Source organism: Ruminococcus sp. FC2018 (assembly GCF_000621805.1).
Lineage (GTDB): Bacteria > Bacillota > Clostridia > Oscillospirales > Ruminococcaceae > Hominimerdicola.
In genome coordinates, this window is the sequence record NZ_JHXH01000002.1 from 31228 (window position 1) to 47605 (window position 16378).

Below are 16378 nucleotides of genomic sequence, written 5' to 3' on the forward strand. Positions count from 1 at the left end.
AATTTGATATAATGGTATGCGAAAAATACTCTCAACGTGGGGGATAAAAATGAAATTCAATGTGAGTCTTAAAAGAGTCGTGGACGATTCGTACGATATAGAGATAGGCTATGGGCTTTACGACAGCCTTGTAAGCGACCTGAAAGCAGGGCTTGCAGGGGGGCGCAGAAAGCTTGCGCTTATAACAGACAGCATAGTGGAAAAGCTGTATGCGGATAAGCTCACAGATGCCCTGACCGGGGAAGGCTTTGAGGTGCACAGATTCGTTATACCTGCGGGTGAAAAGTCAAAGACAAGGCAGATGAAGGAGTTTGTTGAGGACTCAATGCTGGAAAAGGGCTTTCGCCGTGACTGCGCCGTGATAGCCCTTGGGGGCGGCGTCGTGACAGACCTTGCAGGCTTTACCGCAGGCACATTCGGCAGAGGAGTGCCCTTTGTGAATTACGCAACTACTCTGCTTGCGGCAGCGGACGCTTCGGTGGGAGGAAAGACGGCGGTGGATACCCCCCTTGCCACAAATCTTATAGGAATGTTCAACCAGCCCCGAAAGGTGTATATAGACATCGATACCTGGAAAACTCTCCCCCGTGAGCAGATATCAAGCGGTCTTGCGGAAACGATAAAGCATGGCTGTCTTGGGGACAGGGAGCTTTTTGAGTATCTCGAAAAGAATATCGAAAAAGTCTTTGACTGTGACCGTCAGGTGTGCGAGTATATCTCCCGGCACAACTGCGAGGTCAAGTATAAAGTCGTTATGCAGGACGAAAAGGAAAGCGGTCTGCGTGAGGTGCTCAATCTCGGTCATACTGTCGGCAGAGCGATAGAAACTGTCTCGGATTATAAACTGCTCCACGGACAAGCCGTTGCCATAGGGCTTTGCGCACAGGCAAGGCTCGGCGAAAAGCTCGGCTTTATCTCAAAGGAAAACGTGCAGAGGGTTGAAAAGCTCTGCGAAAGAGCGCAGCTGCCTGTTTGCATACCCGATTATATCGACAGGGAAAAGCTGCTCGATAAACTCTACACCGACAAGAAAGTACGTGACGGCAAGCTGAGATTTGTTTTCCAAAAGCAGATAGGCGAGATGATGTGCTTTGGCGGCAATAACTACGGCAAGCAGATAAGCCGCGAGCAGATCGCAGATGTTTTAAGCAAGATGTAGGATAAAATGTCAAAATCAAAGTATAACAAACGTCTGAAAAAGCTAAAAGAAGAGAAGAAGAAAACGCTTAAAGCCAAGCGTATTTGTATGTGGCTGGTGCTGGTTTTCGAGGTAATTTTGATATTGGCGCAGTGGTGTGTGGGCGATCTTCAGAGAATGCAGAAAGCTGAATGTACCGAAACGGCAGATGCCGTGGTAACAGACATAGAGAATGTAACAGGCGGTAACCACCATATCAAAACCTGGCTGACGATAGCTGTTGATAAGGATAGCGATTTCAGCATCGATGTTATCAAAAGCACCAGCTCGAATTACGAGAAAGGGCAGAGGATACGGATATTCTATGACCCTCACGATCACAGTGATTATTATATCAAGGGAGAGCTGAAATACCTGACGCATACCAGGATAGTCCTTATTGTGATCGCTGTGCTGTGGGTGATAGTGTGTGTATGCGTCATAAGGTCGGTACTTAATGAAAAGAAAAAACAGAAAAGTTTTGATTGGAGAAAAGAATGATAGTAACTGTAGATCCCCGAAAACTCAAGGGTAGAGTGGTCGTTCCGCCGTCAAAGAGCGTGGCACACAGGCTCGTCATCGCCGCAGCGCTTTCAAAGGGAACGAGCAGAGTGAGCAATCTCAGCTTTTCCAAGGACATAACTGCGACCATAAACGCAATGCGGGCACTCGGTGCGCAGATAGACATCGACGGCGATACCGCCGTTATCAAGGGCATCGAAAAAGCACCCGAAAAAGCTGTTATCGACTGCTGTGAGTCGGGGTCTACTCTGAGATTTCTTATCCCTGTGGCGTGTGCCCTTGGGGTGGAAACCACCTTTTACGGACAGGGCAAGCTGCCCCAAAGACCCATAACCCCGTATCTTCAGGAGCTGCCAAAGCACGGGGCGGAGTTTGACTATAACGGAACAATGCCCTTTACCGTGAGAGGCAGGCTGACTGCCGGGGAATACCGGGTTGGAGGAGATGTGTCCTCGCAGTTTGTTACCGGGCTTTTGTTTGCCCTTAGCGCAATGAAAGGGGAAAGCAGCCTTGTGCTCACCACCCCACTGCAATCACGACCCTATGTGGACATAACCGCCGAATGTCTTGGAAAGTGCGGAGTGAGCGTAAAGGAAACGGACAGCGGATACTCTGTAAAGGGTGGAGATATGGGCTGTTTTGACGCTTTTGTCGAGGGGGATTATTCCCAGGCGGCTTTCTTTTACGTGGCAAATTCCCTTGGCTCGGACATAGATATCCTGGGGCTTGATGAAAAATCTTCCCAGGGGGATAAAAAAATTGTTGAAATATGCAGAGAAATAGTGTATAATAAAAGTGGTGGGCTCAGAGCTTTTGAGCTGGATTGCTCGGATATACCCGACCTTGTGCCCATACTTGCAGTGCTTGCGAGCTTTTGTGAGGGCAAAAGCCGCATCACCAACGTTGCAAGACTGCGCATAAAGGAAAGCGACAGGCTCAGTGCCATAAGCAGCTGTCTTAACGCCCTCGGCGGAAAGGTCACAGCAGGAGCGGACTTTCTGGAGATACAGGGAGTGCAAAGCCTTGACGGAGGCAGCGTTGATTGCTTTAACGACCATAGGATAGCAATGGCAATGGCTGTGGCGGCAACAAGAAGTACGGCACCTGTAACGCTTATCGGCGCACAGTGCGTTGAAAAATCCTATCCCGACTTTTTTCAGGTCTACAAAAACCTGGGCGGGGATATTATTATTGAGAATTAAGCCGCTTTGCGGCAGGTGGAGGAAAGAATATGTCATCGACATGGAACAATAAGATAACCTTTTCAATATTCGGAGAAAGCCATGGACAAGCCATCGGTGTGTGCATGGACAATATCCCTGCAGGGGAGAGCCTTGACCTTGACGAGATATACAGGTTCATGGCAAGAAGAGCGCCAAAAAAGGACGGTCTTACCACCGCCCGCAGTGAAAAGGATATTCCACAGATAATGTCGGGGTTCTATAACGGAAAGACCACCGGCACGCCTATCTGCGCCATAATCGCAAATACCGACCACCATTCTCAGGATTATTCCAACATTTCAAAGCTCGCAAGACCCGGTCATGCGGATTATACAGGTGCTCTGCGTTACAGAGGCTTCAACGACCTTCGTGGCGGCGGACACTTCTCCGGCAGGCTCACCGCTCCCCTTTGCTTTGCAGGTGCGGTAGCACAGCAGATACTTCGCAGAAGAGGGATATACATAGGTGCGCATATCGCACAGATACATGGCATACAGGATAAGAGCTTTGATGTGATAAATACCTCAAAGGACGATATAAGAGAGCTTTGGGACAAGGATTTCCCTGTTATCATAGACGTTCAGGGAAACGAGATGAAAAAAGAGATACAAAAAGCCAGACAAGCCGGCGACAGCGTGGGAGGAGTTATCGAGGCTATCGCCATAAATGTTCCCGCAGGCATAGGCTCGCCTATGTTCGACGGACTGGAAAACTCCATCGCACAGCTTATCTTCGGTATCCCCGCAGTAAAGGGACTTGAATTCGGAGCAGGCTTTGCAAGCGCAGAGCTTACAGGCTCCGAGAACAATGACGAGTTTTATGTGAACGACAACGGACACGTTGTAACGAAAACCAATAACCACGGCGGCATCCTGGGCGGCATCTCAAGCGGTATGCCAATAACCCTGCGTGTGGCTGTAAAGCCTACACCATCCATCTCAAAGCCCCAGGAAACGGTGGATTATTCCGCAATGAAAAACGAAACGCTGGAGATAAAGGGCAGACATGACCCCTGCATAGTCCCAAGGGCTGTGCCTGCGGTGGAGGCTGCGCTGAATATTGCCATACTCAACCATATGCTGGATTATCCAAACTTTTGATCAAGGGGGGGCTTATTCTTGGAAAGAAACCCCGAGAGGTTTTTTTCACAGCAGATGAAAACGGTCTTTGATGTGAGCCAGGCGAAAATACTTATCGGAAGCTTTCTTTCAAGCTCTCAGACACCCTGTACAGCGGCACAGCTGCGTGAGATACTCACGGTGAACGGCAACGTTATCGGATATTTCACCTACGTTGAGGCGTTTGAGCAGATGTGCAGAAACGGGATGACCGAAACGGACGATGAGGGTCATGTAAAGCTTACCGAAACAGGCAGACAGCTTGTGGCGGAGCTGGAAAGCATGGTGCCAAGGAGTCTGAGAGACAGAGCGCTCGCCTCCGGCGAGGAGTATATGCAGGAGGAAAAAAACCGCAGAGATATAAGCGTGGAGCTGGTATCCCGTGGGGACGACTGCGGAGCACAGTGTGAGTGCTGCGACAGCGGAAGAATGCTTATGCGCATGGTGCTGTGGAACACGGACAGGGAGCTTTCCGACCACGAAAGGTCACTTATGAACAGCGACCCTTCAAGGCTTTATTGCTCGGTCATGGACCATATTTTAGGTGCGCCGGCATCTGAGGGCGGGGATAGCGTACAGCAGACGGATCTGGAAAAAAGACTTACGGCTGCGGCAAGAGAAAAGGCTGAAAGGGCACAGACAAAAAACAGCTGCCGGATAAAACAGCTGCCGCAAGGGTTGATAGTAAGCTGTAAATGCAGCTGCGGCGCAAAGGTGCTTATGGAGCTTGATGTGGGTGCTCCCGATAAGGAGCAGGCGCAGTATATCGCCAACAGGCTGGAACAGGATACCGGGCTTTATAAAAGCGCAGTGGAATGTGTGCTGAAAAACAGGATATGAACACAGGAGAGAACGGAAGCAGTTTCGTTCTCTTTTAATTTTTGGTAAATCCGCTGTATCGCAACGGCTCTTTTCGGCAAAAAACTGTTGATTTTTATGCCGGGTAGTGGTATAATAAAGAATAAAGATGACGACCCGGGAGGTAAAGGGGGATATTATGAACAGAGTAATGACAGAACAGGAATTGTTGGCGTGCTTTGACGACGCAGTGAAATTCGGGCACATTTTTGTTACATATCAGCCCAAGATAAACCATTCCACAGGAAGAATGATAGGTGCGGAGGCACTTATGAGGTGGACGCATCCCGTTTACGGTATGCAGTATCCCTCGGACTTTATCCCTGTGCTGGAAAAGAACGACCTTATCTATAAAGCCGACCTGGCGGTGTTTGAGGCGGTGTGCAGATTTCTGCGCAAATGCCTTGATAACGGGGACACACCGGTGCCCGTGTCGGTGAATATGTCAAGATATGATATATACCGCAAGAATTATGTGGAGCAGATAGAGAATCTGCGCAAAAGCTATGATATACCTGTGAAGTACCTGCACGTGGAGATAACGGAAAGCTCTGCCATCGGCGGTATGGAGCTTGTGTCCGGCGTGCTGCGCCAGCTGCATGAGTACGGATACGTTGTGGAAATGGACGACTTCGGAAGCGGATATTCCTCCCTTAATGTGCTCAAGGACCTGGCGGTGGACGTTATTAAGCTGGATATGCGTTTTCTCAGCGGCGAGATCGGCGGCAGAGGGGGCACAATAATCAGCGCCATAGTGCGTATGGCAAAGTGGCTGGGTACACCTGTTATCGCAGAGGGCGTTGAGACCATGGAGCAGGCGGACTATATGAAGAGCATAGGCTGCAAGTACGTCCAGGGATATCTGTATTCAAAGCCTGTTGCGGAGGATGAGTTCAGAGAAAAACTTGGGCAGCTGGAACACGAACCTCTGACACCTGCTATGGATCTTATAAACAGCATGGAAGCAGGACGCTTCTGGGATCCCCGGTCTATGGAGACTATTATCTTCAATAACTTTGTGGGCGGCGCAGTTATTTTTACATATCACAACGGTGACGCAGAGATACTCAAGGTGAACAAGAAATATATAAAAGAGATCGGCATGAATATGATGGAGCAGGAGATACTTGATGCCGACCCCTGGGCGTCCCTTGACGAGAAAAACCGTGAGATCTATGAGCAGACGCTTTTGCGTGCCATCAGATCAAAGGACGAGGAAAGCTGCGAGACCTGGCGCAATATCTGCTCAAAGACCTGCGGCGAGGACAGGATATGTGTGCGCAGCTTTATCCGTATGATCGGAAGGACCGAGGAGCATTATCTGTTCTATGCCATGGTACAGAATGTCACCGCAGAGAAAAAGTGCTATAACGACCTGTATGAAAGCGAGCGCAGGTTCCGTTTTGCCAGCGAGCACGCCAACGTTTATGCCTGGGAGGTGGACGTTTCCAACAGGGAGATGAGACCGTGTTTCAGATGTATGCGTGATCTTAATGTTCCGCCGCTGGTGCATAACTATCCCGAGCCGCTTATAGAGACGGGAGTTTTTCCGCCGGACTATGCGGATATGTACCGTGAGGTAGTGGACAAGCTTCTGAGCGGGGAAATGGACAGCTTTGAACATGTCATACCTCTCACAGTGGGAAGAGTGCCATTCCACGTAAGATATACCCTGGAGCGTGACGAAACAGGCAAGCCTCTGAAGGCTTACGGCTCGGCAACTCTGGTGGTGGACGAGGAAGAAAAAGGAGAATAATAAAAAAGCCGCCTCTTACAGGCGGTTTTTTCAAGGCAAGGGGGAAATGATTGACAAAATACCACCTGGATGGTATAATCAAAGCAGGATATTATTTTGCTGAAGCGAGGTACGGATATGGTATCGAACACCTATTACCTTAAAAGGAACGAAAAAGATTTTGCAAACATCCCCGAAGAGGCACAGAGAGTGGCGGAGTATCACGGTCTGGATAAACGTTCTTGCCTGAGAATGCGTCTGCTGGCTGAGGAGCTTATATGTATGCTGCCCCACCTGCTCAAATACGGCAAGGGAAAATTCTGGATAGAGAATGTGGGGAAAAAGTTTGAGCTGCACCTGGGAGTGCTTATAGATAAAACCAGTGAATACGACGTGGACAGGATACTTTCCATATCCGGAGACGGAAAAAATGCCGCATCAAAGGGCATTGTGGGAAGGCTCATAGTGTGGATGGAAAGCATTGTGGGGAACAACAACTCCGTTAGCGATGACCCCTACGGCGTGTGGTCAAGAGGTGTGGCAGACTATGACGAGGAAACTATCTGGTCGCTGAAAAACTACCGTGACGCATTTGAGTCCGAGGAGGTCAGAAAGTCATACAGCGAGGATTGGGACGAGCTTGAAAAGTCCATTCTTGCAAACCTTGCGGATAACGTTACCGTGGGTGTTGCAATGGGAAAGATAGAGATAGTTATACAAAAGGATTTCAGCTGAAAAAAGAACCCTTACCGTAAAAGGTAAGGGTATTTTTTATGTGCCGCTGCGGATAAAGTCCGCAAAGGTCTGCGCCAGCTTTGTTGCGCAGTCTTCAAGGTTGTCTATGTACTGCTGTCCCGCATCGCCGCCGGCTTTGTCGGTTATTGCCCGTATAACGTTGTATGGCACCGAGTTTGCATAGCATATCTGTCCCACGGCTGCTCCTTCCATTTCCCCTGCGCAGGCACCGAACCGCTCCGCCACAGGCAGCCTTTCGTCTGCACCCTTAAAAAACCTGTCTCCCGAGGCGATAATGCCTTTTTTCAGCTTTATGCTCTTTGCGGCGTAAAAGCTTTCAAGGTCTTGTGCCGTCTTTTCGTCGCAGGGCAGCTCCACAACGTTTATCCCGGAGATAAGCCCTACAGGGTCTCCCACCGCAGAGGTGTCCATGTCATACTGAACTGTCGCCGTGGCGCAGACAGTGTCGCCAATGTCAAGCTCCTGTGTAAGTGCGCCTGCAACGCCTATATTGAATATGTGGTTGCAGTTGTAATTGACTATCATTATGCTTGCGCATACTCCCGCAAACACCTTTCCCACACCGCATACAGAAAGCACAACCGACTTGTCCCCGAGCTTTCCGCTGACAAATGTCCCGTAGCCCACCTTTTCTTTTTTAACGTGCGTGAGCATTGTCTCAAGAGCCTTTGCCTCGCAGGACATGGCGGTGATAATGCCGATTATGGTGCCGGATGAATTTTTCATGGCTGTTCCTCCGTTGAATGTGTATTTTCCCTGCCGCTTTCAGAAGCTGCGGCGAATTTTCTTAAAAGCAGTACCCACACTATGAAAATGCAGACAGCTGCCCCCAGGGCACTTCCGCAGGTGTCTATAACAACGTCCCGCAGCTCGCATGAGCGACCCGGGATAAAGCTCTGGTGTATCTCGTCGGATACGGCGTAAATACAGCAGGTCCCCACTGCGGAAAGATACCGCAGACCTTTTCTTTTCAAAAACCAAAAGCCGCCCACAGCCGCTGCCCCCATAAGGGAGTAAATAAAAAAGTGGGCGCACTTGCGTACCGCAGTGGTGAAGATACCCATAACAAGCCCGTAGTCGCTTTGATTTTCCATGTCGTTGAGAGAGGGGAGGAAATGGTCTTTGATAAACTCAACTACCCTTCCGCTTTGCGCCGAGGATTGGGTGTGGTCGTTGGAAGAAAACCAGAAAACCACTGCAAACAGTATCACAAGCGGTACAAAGCCCAGGATAAGCTTGGTTCGTTTACTCATTTGAAATTCTCCTTAAGATAGGTCACCAGTGCGTCCTTTTCGTTGTCGGTACGCTCCTCTATCACCGCATCAAGCAGCATTTTCAGGGCTTTGCCTATGCTGCTGCCCTCATAGCCCAGGTCGATAAGGTCATTGCCGTTCACCGCAAGGTCGCTTATGTGCAGGCAAAGCTGCTCTGCACGGATCTGCCGGGCAACCTCTCCGATCGCCTCAAGCTCCGCAAGCTTTTGCTCACGCATATATCCGGACTGTGCGAGGGTATCCGCACGGCGCACCCGAAGGTAGTCGTCAAAAAAATCGTCGTCGTATTTTGACATAAGTCTGCGCACGGACTTTTTCACAGGGGGGATACGGGTGTCGTGTTCAAGCACCAGGTCATAGATACGGCTGCGTGATCTGTTGTCAAGCTTCAGCGCACCTGTTATCTCCCGTGACAGCTTTGCGCTTTTCAGCTGATGTGTCTTGAAGTGGTCCACTCCTGCCGAGTCGGTGGTGTGTACAAGGGGCTTGCCGATGTCGTGAAGCAGCATGGTAAGGCGAAGCACCCAGTCGGGGGAGATGTTGTTCACGCTTTTGCAGATGTGTGTGTAAACGTCATAGCAATGGTGAGGGTTGTTCTGTTTCAGGTCAAAGCAAGGCTCCAGCTGTGGGATGATCACCGCCATAACATCACGGTATTCGGTGAGTATCCTTGCAGGGTCCTTTCCGCAAAGCAGCTTTTTAAGCTCTGCGGCAATGCGCTCTGCGGATATGTTTTTCAAAAGCTCCTTCTGACTGTGGATAGCCGACGAAGTGCCTTTTTCTATTTCAAAATCAAGCACCGAGGAGAAGCGCATTGCCCGAAGGATACGCAGAGCGTCCTCGTCAAAACGCTCTGTGGGATCCCCCACGCATCTGATGATACGTCGCTGAAGATCCTGCGTCCCGCCGAACATATCCACCAGCCCCTCGCTTTGGTTGTAGCAAAGGGCGTTGATAGTAAAGTCACGCCGCTTCAGATCCTGGGAAAGCTCCTTTTCAAATCTGACCTTGTCAGGCTTGCGGTGATCGGAGTATTTTCCGTCGCTTCGGAAGGTGGTTATCTCAATGGGGTCGTGACCGATAAGGACGGTGAGAGTGCCGTGCTTTATGCCCGTCTCAATAGCGTTGTAAGAGGCAAATACCTTCTTCATCTCCTGTGGAGTGCAGTCGGTGCAGATGTCATAATCGTTTGGCGTCTTGCCCAGCAGGGCGTCACGTACGCAGCCGCCTACGATGTATGCTTTATAGCCGCAGGCGTGGAGCATATCAAGTGCCGTTTGGGCATATTCAGGTATGTTTATCTTCACGCCGTGTCCCTCCTTTGGTTATCGTTTTCCGCCCCGTGGGTAAATGGGTCTTACAGTGTAAGCAGCTTGTCAAGTATCCTGTGTGCCGCCTGCTCTTTTGACATAAGGGGCAGCTCGGTGCAGTCGCTCGGGGTTATCATGGTGATAACGTTGGTGTCAACGCCGAAGCCTGCGCCCTGTGTTCTGAGGGAGTTGGCGCAGATCATGTCGCAGTGCTTGCTTTCCAGCTTTCTGCGGGAGTTTTCCAGCACATTGTCCGTCTCCATGGAAAATCCGCAGAGTATCTGTCCCTCAGGTTTATTTTCTCCCAGAGCTTTAAGAATATCCTTGGTGCGCACCAGGTCGATCTTCATGTCGTCATCTGATTTCTTGATCTTGCTGTCAGCCACCGCAGCAGGTGTGTAGTCTGCCACCGCAGCCGCCTTGATGATAATATCCTGCTTTGCCGCCGCCGAGGTAACTGCGTCAAACATCTCCTGTGCGCTGTTTACCTTTACCACATCAACGAACATTGGCACTTCAGCCTCGCAGTGTCCGCACACAAGTGTTACCTGTGCCCCTCTTTGCATAGCGGCTCTTGCTATGGCGATGCCCATTTTTCCGCTGGAATGGTTGGTGATAAAGCGGACAGGATCTATGGGTTCCCGTGTAGCACCGGCGGTGACAAGGACTTTTTTGCCTGCAAGATCCTTTTCAAAAGCGATCTCTTTGAGGATATGCTCCACAAGCACGCTTTCCTCGGGCAGCCTGCCGTCGCCTATGTCGCCGTTGGCAAGCATACCTGTGTCCGACTTTATTATGCCGTAGCCGTAGGACTCAAGCTTTTTTATGTTGTCCTGAACAATAGGATTGTGCAGCATATTGTGGTTCATGGCAGGTGCGATCAGCTTTTTGCAGGGGCACGCCATGACGGTGGTGGTGAGCATATCGTCGGCAATGCCGCAGGCGATCTTGCCGATGACGTTGGCAGAGGCAGGTGCGATAAGAACGATGTCTGCTGCCTTGGCAAGGGCAACGTGCTCAACGCTGTATTGAAAATTCCTGTCGAAAGTGTCGATAAGGCACTTGTGCTGGGTGAGAGTCTCAAAGGTTATGGGATTTATGAACTGAGTGGCGTTTTGTGTCATAAGAACGTGAACGTCGGCACCCAGCTTTTTGAGCATTCTTGCGACGTTTGCCATTTTGTAGGCGGCGATAGAGCCGGTAACGGCAAGTACAACAGTCTTTTTGTTCAGCATTGTATAATACCTCCAATTTTCCCGTATCTTTTTGTCCAGGATATAGTATAACACAGAAATTAAAAAAAAGATATAGCTTTTTTCAAAAAAGTGTGATATAATATTCTCGGAGTTCGGGGGAACTCTGCGCAGATCGCCGGAAAAGCCCGGAAAAGCGTGCTAAAGCAGATATTGTTATGCAAGTCTGACTTTACAAAAGCACAAACGGGCAAGGGGCAGTTGTGCGCTGTATTGTATCCTGCGGTGCAGGAATAATAACAAAGGAGGTTTTCATTATGAAAACAAATGTAAAAAAACCATTCAACGTTCGCCAGCTGGTGATCCTGGGACTTATGACCGCACTGGTGATGATCTTCTCCTTCACGCCCATCGGCTCGATCCCTGTGGGACCGCTGGTAATAACCCTTAATGTCATCCCCGTGGCAATAGCAGCGGTGACCTGCGGACCTCTCGGAGGTGCTGTTATCGGCGGAATGTTCGGAATGTTCAGCTTTTTGCAGTGCATCGGAATAGGTGTCCCCAGCGGTATGGGTGCAGCATTGTTTGCGATCAACCCATTCTTTGCGTTTGTCCAGAGGTTTATCCCCAGAGTTCTTGTGGGACTTATCGCAGGCTACGCCTTCAGGATCGCAAGAAAGATGTCCAACAACGGCGTAGGCGGTGCAGTTGCAGGCTTTATGACTGCGTTTTCAAACACGGTGCTGTTTATGACCACACTGGTGCTGCTTTTTGGCAGAACAGAATATATGGAAAAGCTGATGGACGGCAAGAACGTTATCTGGTTCATTATCACATTCGTTGGTGTAAATGCACTGGTTGAGATGCTTGTTGCAACGATAGTTACCGCTGCGGCTGCGGTGGGACTTACAAAGGCAGGATTTATAAAAGGCAAAGCTAAAGCCTGACATAAAGGACAGGAGATAAAAGATGATACTTGCGGTCGATATAGGAAACACGAATATAGTTCTGGGCTGCTGTGACAAGGATAAGATACTTTTCAGAGAAAGGGTTTCCACCAGTCTTACCGCAACAGACCTTGAATATGCGGTAACGCTGCGCACGGCTGTTGAGATGAACGGGCTTGACGGTTCGGAAATAGACGGAGCGATAATCTCATCTGTTGTGCCCACGATAACAAATACCGTTAAAGCAGCAGTTGAAAAGTACACCAAGGTGAAGTGCAAGGTAGTAGGACCCGGAATGAAAACGGGGCTTTCCATTAAAATCGACAACCCTGCGCAGCTTGGCAGTGACCTTGTGGTTGACGCAGTGGCAGGAATAAACGAGTATAAAACACCACTTATTATCGTGGATATGGGCACAGCGACTACCCTTTCGGTCATAGATACAAATAAGGATTATATCGGCGGAATGATAATGCCGGGGATAATGGTGTCCCACGATTCGCTTATAAATCGCACCTCCCAGCTGCCAAGGATAGCCCTTGAACAGCCTAAAAAGGTGATAGGCACAAATACTGTTGAGTGTATAAAGGGCGGTCTGCTCTATGGAAATGCGGGAGCTATCGACGGTATATGTCAAAGGATGATGCAGGAGCTTGGTAAGGATTGCACCGTGGTCGCCACAGGTGGACTGGCACCGATTATCGTTCCCCTTTGCAGGACGAGTATAATCCTTGACGAGGACCTGCTTTTAAAGGGACTGATGATAATTTACAATAAAAATACCTGACCGGTGAGGATAAAGTTATGATAAATGATATTCAGCGGAAAATAATCCGGCTAAAAGAGGAAAAGGATATATGTATCCTTGCCCACAGCTATCAGGCTAAGGAAATAATCGAGATAGCCGACATCACAGGAGATTCCTACAAGCTGTCTGTTGAGGCGGCAAAGGTGAAAAGCCGCAATATCCTTATGTGCGGTGTGCATTTTATGGCTGAAACGGCAAAGATGCTGTCGCCGCAAAAGCACGTTTTCCTTGCAAACCCACTTGCAGGCTGCCCCATGGCGGAGCAGATGGATGCGCAGATGATAAGTGCCATAAAGGCTAAGGAGCCCGACAGAAAGGTGGTTTGCTATATCAACACCACCGCCGCCCTGAAAGAGGTCTGCGACGTTTGCGTGACTTCGTCTTCTGCGGTTAAGATAGTGAAGAATATGGACGCTGAAAAGATACTTTTTATCCCCGACTGCAACCTTGGTGCGTTTGTGAAAAAGGCTTGTCCCGATAAGGATATAATGCTGCTCCAGGGCGGCTGCCCAACTCACGCAAGGGTAACAAAGCAGGAGCTTGAGGAGGCTAAAAGACTTCACCCCAACGCTGTGGTGCTGGTACACCCCGAGTGCAGACCGGAGGTCACGGAGAATGCTGATTATGCAGGCTCAACAAGCGGAATAATGGAGTACGCCGCTAAGTCCGATGCTAAGGAATTTATTATCGGCACGGAGATATCCATTGCTGAGCATTTGCAGTACAGGTATCCCGATAAGGATTTCTATGTGCTGTCCAAGGATCTTATCTGCTCCAATATGAAAATAACCACCCTAATGGACGTTTACAAGACCTGCGAGAGTATCGGAAATAGCGACGGCAAAGCATTTGAGATAGAGATGACAGACGAGCAGATAGCTAAAGCAAAGGTCTGCATCGACGAAATGATCCGTCTCGGCGGCTGAACAACGAAAATAAGAAAAGACGGCTTTAAGCCGTCTTTTTGTTTGCTCTTGAAAGCCGCTCGGAGAACTGGGAAAGTATGATCGCCGCAAACATTATCACGCAGCCGATGATCTCACGCACGTTTAGCCGCTCTCCAAGTATCACCGCCGCCGTCAGCACCCCGAACACCGATTCCATGCACAAAAGCAGGGACGCAACGGTTGCCTCGGTGTATTTCTGTCCGATTATCTGCAAAGTGTATGCCACGCCGCAGCTCATGATACCTGCGTAAAGCAAAGGTATTGCTGCGCCGGAAATGCCGCTGATGCTTGGCTTTTCAAAAATAAACATGGCAGCGCAGGAAAGCACTCCCCCCACAAGGAACTGCATTGCGGAAAGCCGCAGTCCGTCAGCTTTGGCAGTGAACCGCTCGATGGCAAGAATATGCAGTGCGAACACCGCCGCACAGCCTATGGCAAGTAGGTCCCCCTTGTTGAATTCCCCTATGTCCTTTGGGTCAACACAGAGAAAATACAGCCCTGCAAAGCCCAGAAGAACACACAGCCATGTCACCGCCGGGGTCCGCTTTTTTACAAACAGCCCCAGAAGGGGCACAAAGAAAATGTAAAGTGCGGTTATGAACGCTATCTTTCCCGCAGAGGTGTATGCAAAAGCCTGCTGCTGGATATTGCTTGCCACGCAGAATATCACACCAAGCAATACTCCGTATTTAAGGGATTTTCTGTCCGTCCTTTTCTTTTGGGCTTTTTCCTGCGGGGAGAGCTTTTTGCCGGCTATCCTGTCACGGATAAGTATGCAGGGCAAAAGCACCGCCGCTCCCATGAGCATACGAATGCCGTTGAAGGTAAAAGCCCCCACGCTCTCCATGCCTTTGCTCTGGGCGGTAAAAGCCATGCCCCATATCAAAGCCGTAAGCAGCAGCATAACTGCGCCTTTCAGCTGAGTTTTTTGTTTCATGTTATCACCTTTTCGATTCACGCTCAGATAAAATGATAACATATTTTCACAGCTTTATCAACAAGGGGGTGTGAAACTTTTTTTCCTTTTAATGGGCAAAGGGGACAATTTCAATAATTAACGATAATATCGTAATAAAACGTAAATAAAATGGTGGTAAACTTACAATAATTAATGTCGGGCGGGGGGTATATTATGAAAAAAATAACCATGAGAACACTGGCAGCGGCAATGTCCCTTATGATGCTGCTTACCGGCTGCTCCGAGGGAAACGAGACCGACAGCTCCACAGCAGAGATAACCACTGCATCACAGTCCTCCGAGGAAAGCTCGGCACCCGAGGAGACCACCCAGGGAGTTGAGATGCCCACAGAGGGGGACATTATACCCTGGGAGGGAGAGGGCGACCCCTTAGCAGGTCAGCAGAGCAGCTCTCAGGCACAGACAACTACCAAGGCGCAGACAACAACTGCCGCCTCAACAGCTGCCACCACCAAGGCTGCCCCACAGCAGCAGAATAACGGCGGCGGAAACAGCGGCGGAAATAATAACGGCGGAGGCGCAAAGCCTGCCCCTGCTGCTACGACCAAAGCTCCCGCACCTGCTCCTGCCCCTGTAAGCGGAACTCCCGTGCAAAGACACGGAGCCTTAAAGGTCAGCGGAAACCATATCGTTGACAGCAGGGGAAATACATTTATGCTCCAGGGTATGTCCACCCACGGTATTATGTGGGAGGATTTTTCCAACATTCTTTCGGTGAACTCTCTGCGAGTCCTGCGTGACGACTGGAAGTGCAACGCCGTGAGAATTGCAATGTATACCGAGGAGTGGGGAGGCTATACCACAGGTTATGCTGCACAGGCAAAAGCCAAGGTGATAAACGGTGTTGCCAACGCTACCAGCCTTGGAATGTACGTTATAATCGACTGGCATATCCTCCAAGACGGAAATCCCCAGAAGCACCAAAGCGAAGCTATCGCTTTCTTCAGGGAAATGGCACAGAAATATAAAAACTATAACAACGTGATCTTTGAGCTTTGCAACGAGCCAAACGGCGGTGCAAACTGGCAGTCAAACATAAAGCCGTACTGTCAGGCGGTTGTTAATACCATAAGAGCTGCCGGAGCCAAGAACCTTGTTATCTGCGGCACAGGCACATGGAGCCAGGATATCGACCAGGTGCTTGGCAACAGGATAAACGACGCAAACTGTCTGTATACTCTGCATTTCTACGCAAATACCCACACCGACTGGCTGAGACAGCGTTTGCAGAAATGCTATAACAGCGGGCTTCCGGTGCTGGTAACAGAGTTCGGTACCTGCGACGCCAGCGGAAACGGCGGCTTTAACGAGTCCCAGACAAGAGCGTGGTATAACCTGCTCAAAAACCTGAAGGTCGGCTGGTTCAACTGGTCGGCGGCAAATAAAAACGAGACCGCATCGGCGTTCAAGGTGGGAACAAATCTTGCAAACATCAGCGCAGGAGAGGGACAGCTCACCCAGAGCGGAAAGCTTATAAGGAGCCTTTTCCGTGCAAACGCCGCAGCCAATGCTGCATACATCTGACGAGGTG

General features: G+C 49.8%; 16 protein-coding genes. 11 read left to right on the forward strand and 5 right to left on the reverse strand.

Translation table 11 applies throughout. The features are described from left to right. The first annotated feature begins 49 nt into the window (after positions 1–49). The 7 genes from aroB (at position 50) to T494_RS0101490 (ending at position 7368) form a co-directional block, all read left to right on the forward strand. On the forward strand, positions 50–1159 hold the full coding sequence (aroB, locus tag T494_RS0101460) for a 3-dehydroquinate synthase (RefSeq protein WP_028504766.1): 1110 nt from the start codon (positions 50–52) through the stop codon (positions 1157–1159). Positions 1160–1165: 6 nt separating this feature from the next. Then, entirely contained in the window at positions 1166–1678 is a 513-nt protein-coding gene (locus T494_RS0101465; protein ID WP_028504767.1) for a hypothetical protein, read from the forward strand. Next, the gene (aroA, locus tag T494_RS0101470; protein ID WP_028504768.1) at positions 1675–2901 is read left to right on the forward strand and encodes a 3-phosphoshikimate 1-carboxyvinyltransferase; all 1227 of its coding nucleotides are present in this window, start codon (positions 1675–1677) and stop codon (positions 2899–2901) included. Before T494_RS0101465 ends, aroA begins: the two co-directional genes overlap by 4 nt. 29 nt (positions 2902–2930) lie before the next feature. After that, complete coding sequence (aroC, locus tag T494_RS0101475) at positions 2931–4022, forward strand: chorismate synthase (protein WP_028504769.1); 1092 nt, start codon at positions 2931–2933, stop codon at positions 4020–4022. Positions 4023–4040: 18 nt separating this feature from the next. Then, positions 4041–4880 carry a DUF4364 family protein gene (locus tag T494_RS0101480; protein ID WP_028504770.1) on the forward strand — a complete coding sequence of 280 codons (840 nt, stop codon included), beginning with the start codon at positions 4041–4043 and terminating at the stop codon, positions 4878–4880. A gap of 157 nt (positions 4881–5037) precedes the next feature. Beyond that, entirely contained in the window at positions 5038–6654 is a 1617-nt protein-coding gene (locus tag T494_RS13225; protein ID WP_051539846.1) for an EAL domain-containing protein, read from the forward strand. A gap of 117 nt (positions 6655–6771) precedes the next feature. Continuing rightward, positions 6772–7368 (forward strand): hypothetical protein, encoded by a 597-nt coding sequence (locus T494_RS0101490; protein WP_155984000.1) that lies wholly within the window; start codon positions 6772–6774, stop codon positions 7366–7368. A gap of 36 nt (positions 7369–7404) precedes the next feature. On the opposite strand, the gene T494_RS0101495 is transcribed toward T494_RS0101490, so the two are convergent. From T494_RS0101495 to coaBC, 4 genes are read right to left on the reverse strand one after another with little or no spacing between them, the layout of a single operon-like run. Continuing rightward, positions 7405–8115, reverse strand: coding sequence for a 5'-methylthioadenosine/adenosylhomocysteine nucleosidase (locus T494_RS0101495; protein WP_037343620.1), 711 nt, complete (start codon positions 8113–8115; stop codon positions 7405–7407). After that, positions 8112–8642 carry a VanZ family protein gene (locus T494_RS13230; protein WP_051539850.1) on the reverse strand — a complete coding sequence of 177 codons (531 nt, stop codon included), beginning with the start codon at positions 8640–8642 and terminating at the stop codon, positions 8112–8114. The genes T494_RS0101495 and T494_RS13230 overlap by 4 nt, the downstream gene beginning before the upstream one ends. Further along, the gene (locus T494_RS0101505) at positions 8639–9970 is read right to left on the reverse strand and encodes a CCA tRNA nucleotidyltransferase (RefSeq protein WP_028504773.1); all 1332 of its coding nucleotides are present in this window, start codon (positions 9968–9970) and stop codon (positions 8639–8641) included. Before T494_RS0101505 ends, T494_RS13230 begins: the two co-directional genes overlap by 4 nt. A gap of 50 nt (positions 9971–10020) precedes the next feature. Then, entirely contained in the window at positions 10021–11208 is a 1188-nt protein-coding gene (coaBC, locus tag T494_RS0101510) for a bifunctional phosphopantothenoylcysteine decarboxylase/phosphopantothenate--cysteine ligase CoaBC (protein WP_028504774.1), read from the reverse strand. A gap of 275 nt (positions 11209–11483) precedes the next feature. Between coaBC and T494_RS0101515 the strand changes: the two genes are divergently transcribed. From T494_RS0101515 to nadA, 3 genes are read left to right on the forward strand one after another with little or no spacing between them, the layout of a single operon-like run. Beyond that, positions 11484–12113 carry an ECF transporter S component gene (locus T494_RS0101515; protein ID WP_028504775.1) on the forward strand — a complete coding sequence of 210 codons (630 nt, stop codon included), beginning with the start codon at positions 11484–11486 and terminating at the stop codon, positions 12111–12113. A gap of 22 nt (positions 12114–12135) precedes the next feature. Continuing rightward, a complete protein-coding gene (locus T494_RS0101520; protein ID WP_028504776.1) occupies positions 12136–12900 on the forward strand; it encodes a type III pantothenate kinase in 765 nt (254 codons plus the stop codon). Between the two features lie 17 nt (positions 12901–12917). Continuing rightward, entirely contained in the window at positions 12918–13847 is a 930-nt protein-coding gene (nadA, locus tag T494_RS0101525) for a quinolinate synthase NadA (RefSeq protein WP_028504777.1), read from the forward strand. Positions 13848–13872: 25 nt separating this feature from the next. Here nadA and T494_RS0101530 read toward each other — a convergent pair whose 3' ends face one another. Then, complete coding sequence (locus T494_RS0101530) at positions 13873–14805, reverse strand: DMT family transporter (protein ID WP_028504778.1); 933 nt, start codon at positions 14803–14805, stop codon at positions 13873–13875. Between the two features lie 195 nt (positions 14806–15000). On the opposite strand from T494_RS0101530, the gene T494_RS11910 reads away from it, so the two are divergent. Then, a complete protein-coding gene (locus T494_RS11910) occupies positions 15001–16371 on the forward strand; it encodes a glycoside hydrolase family 5 protein (RefSeq protein WP_051539854.1) in 1371 nt (456 codons plus the stop codon). The last annotated feature ends 7 nt before the right edge of the window (positions 16372–16378 follow it).

Bases quoted from the DNA above. Each gene is read 5' to 3' on its own strand.
- aroB (WP_028504766.1), top strand. From the start codon at position 50: ATGAAATTCAATGTGAGTCTTAAAAGAGTCGTGGACGATTCGTACGAT.
- aroA (WP_028504768.1), top strand. From the start codon at position 1,675: ATGATAGTAACTGTAGATCCCCGAAAACTCAAGGGTAGAGTGGTCGTT.
- coaBC (WP_028504774.1), bottom strand. From the start codon at position 11,208: ATGCTGAACAAAAAGACTGTTGTACTTGCCGTTACCGGCTCTATCGCC.
- T494_RS0101520 (WP_028504776.1), top strand. From the start codon at position 12,136: ATGATACTTGCGGTCGATATAGGAAACACGAATATAGTTCTGGGCTGC.
- T494_RS0101515 (WP_028504775.1), top strand. From the start codon at position 11,484: ATGAAAACAAATGTAAAAAAACCATTCAACGTTCGCCAGCTGGTGATC.
- T494_RS11910 (WP_051539854.1), top strand. From the start codon at position 15,001: ATGAAAAAAATAACCATGAGAACACTGGCAGCGGCAATGTCCCTTATG.
- T494_RS0101495 (WP_037343620.1), bottom strand. From the start codon at position 8,115: ATGAAAAATTCATCCGGCACCATAATCGGCATTATCACCGCCATGTCC.
- T494_RS0101490 (WP_155984000.1), top strand. From the start codon at position 6,772: ATGGTATCGAACACCTATTACCTTAAAAGGAACGAAAAAGATTTTGCA.
- T494_RS13230 (WP_051539850.1), bottom strand. From the start codon at position 8,642: ATGAGTAAACGAACCAAGCTTATCCTGGGCTTTGTACCGCTTGTGATA.
- aroC (WP_028504769.1), top strand. From the start codon at position 2,931: ATGTCATCGACATGGAACAATAAGATAACCTTTTCAATATTCGGAGAA.
- T494_RS0101530 (WP_028504778.1), bottom strand. From the start codon at position 14,805: ATGAAACAAAAAACTCAGCTGAAAGGCGCAGTTATGCTGCTGCTTACG.
- T494_RS0101465 (WP_028504767.1), top strand. From the start codon at position 1,166: ATGTCAAAATCAAAGTATAACAAACGTCTGAAAAAGCTAAAAGAAGAG.
- nadA (WP_028504777.1), top strand. From the start codon at position 12,918: ATGATAAATGATATTCAGCGGAAAATAATCCGGCTAAAAGAGGAAAAG.
- T494_RS13225 (WP_051539846.1), top strand. From the start codon at position 5,038: ATGAACAGAGTAATGACAGAACAGGAATTGTTGGCGTGCTTTGACGAC.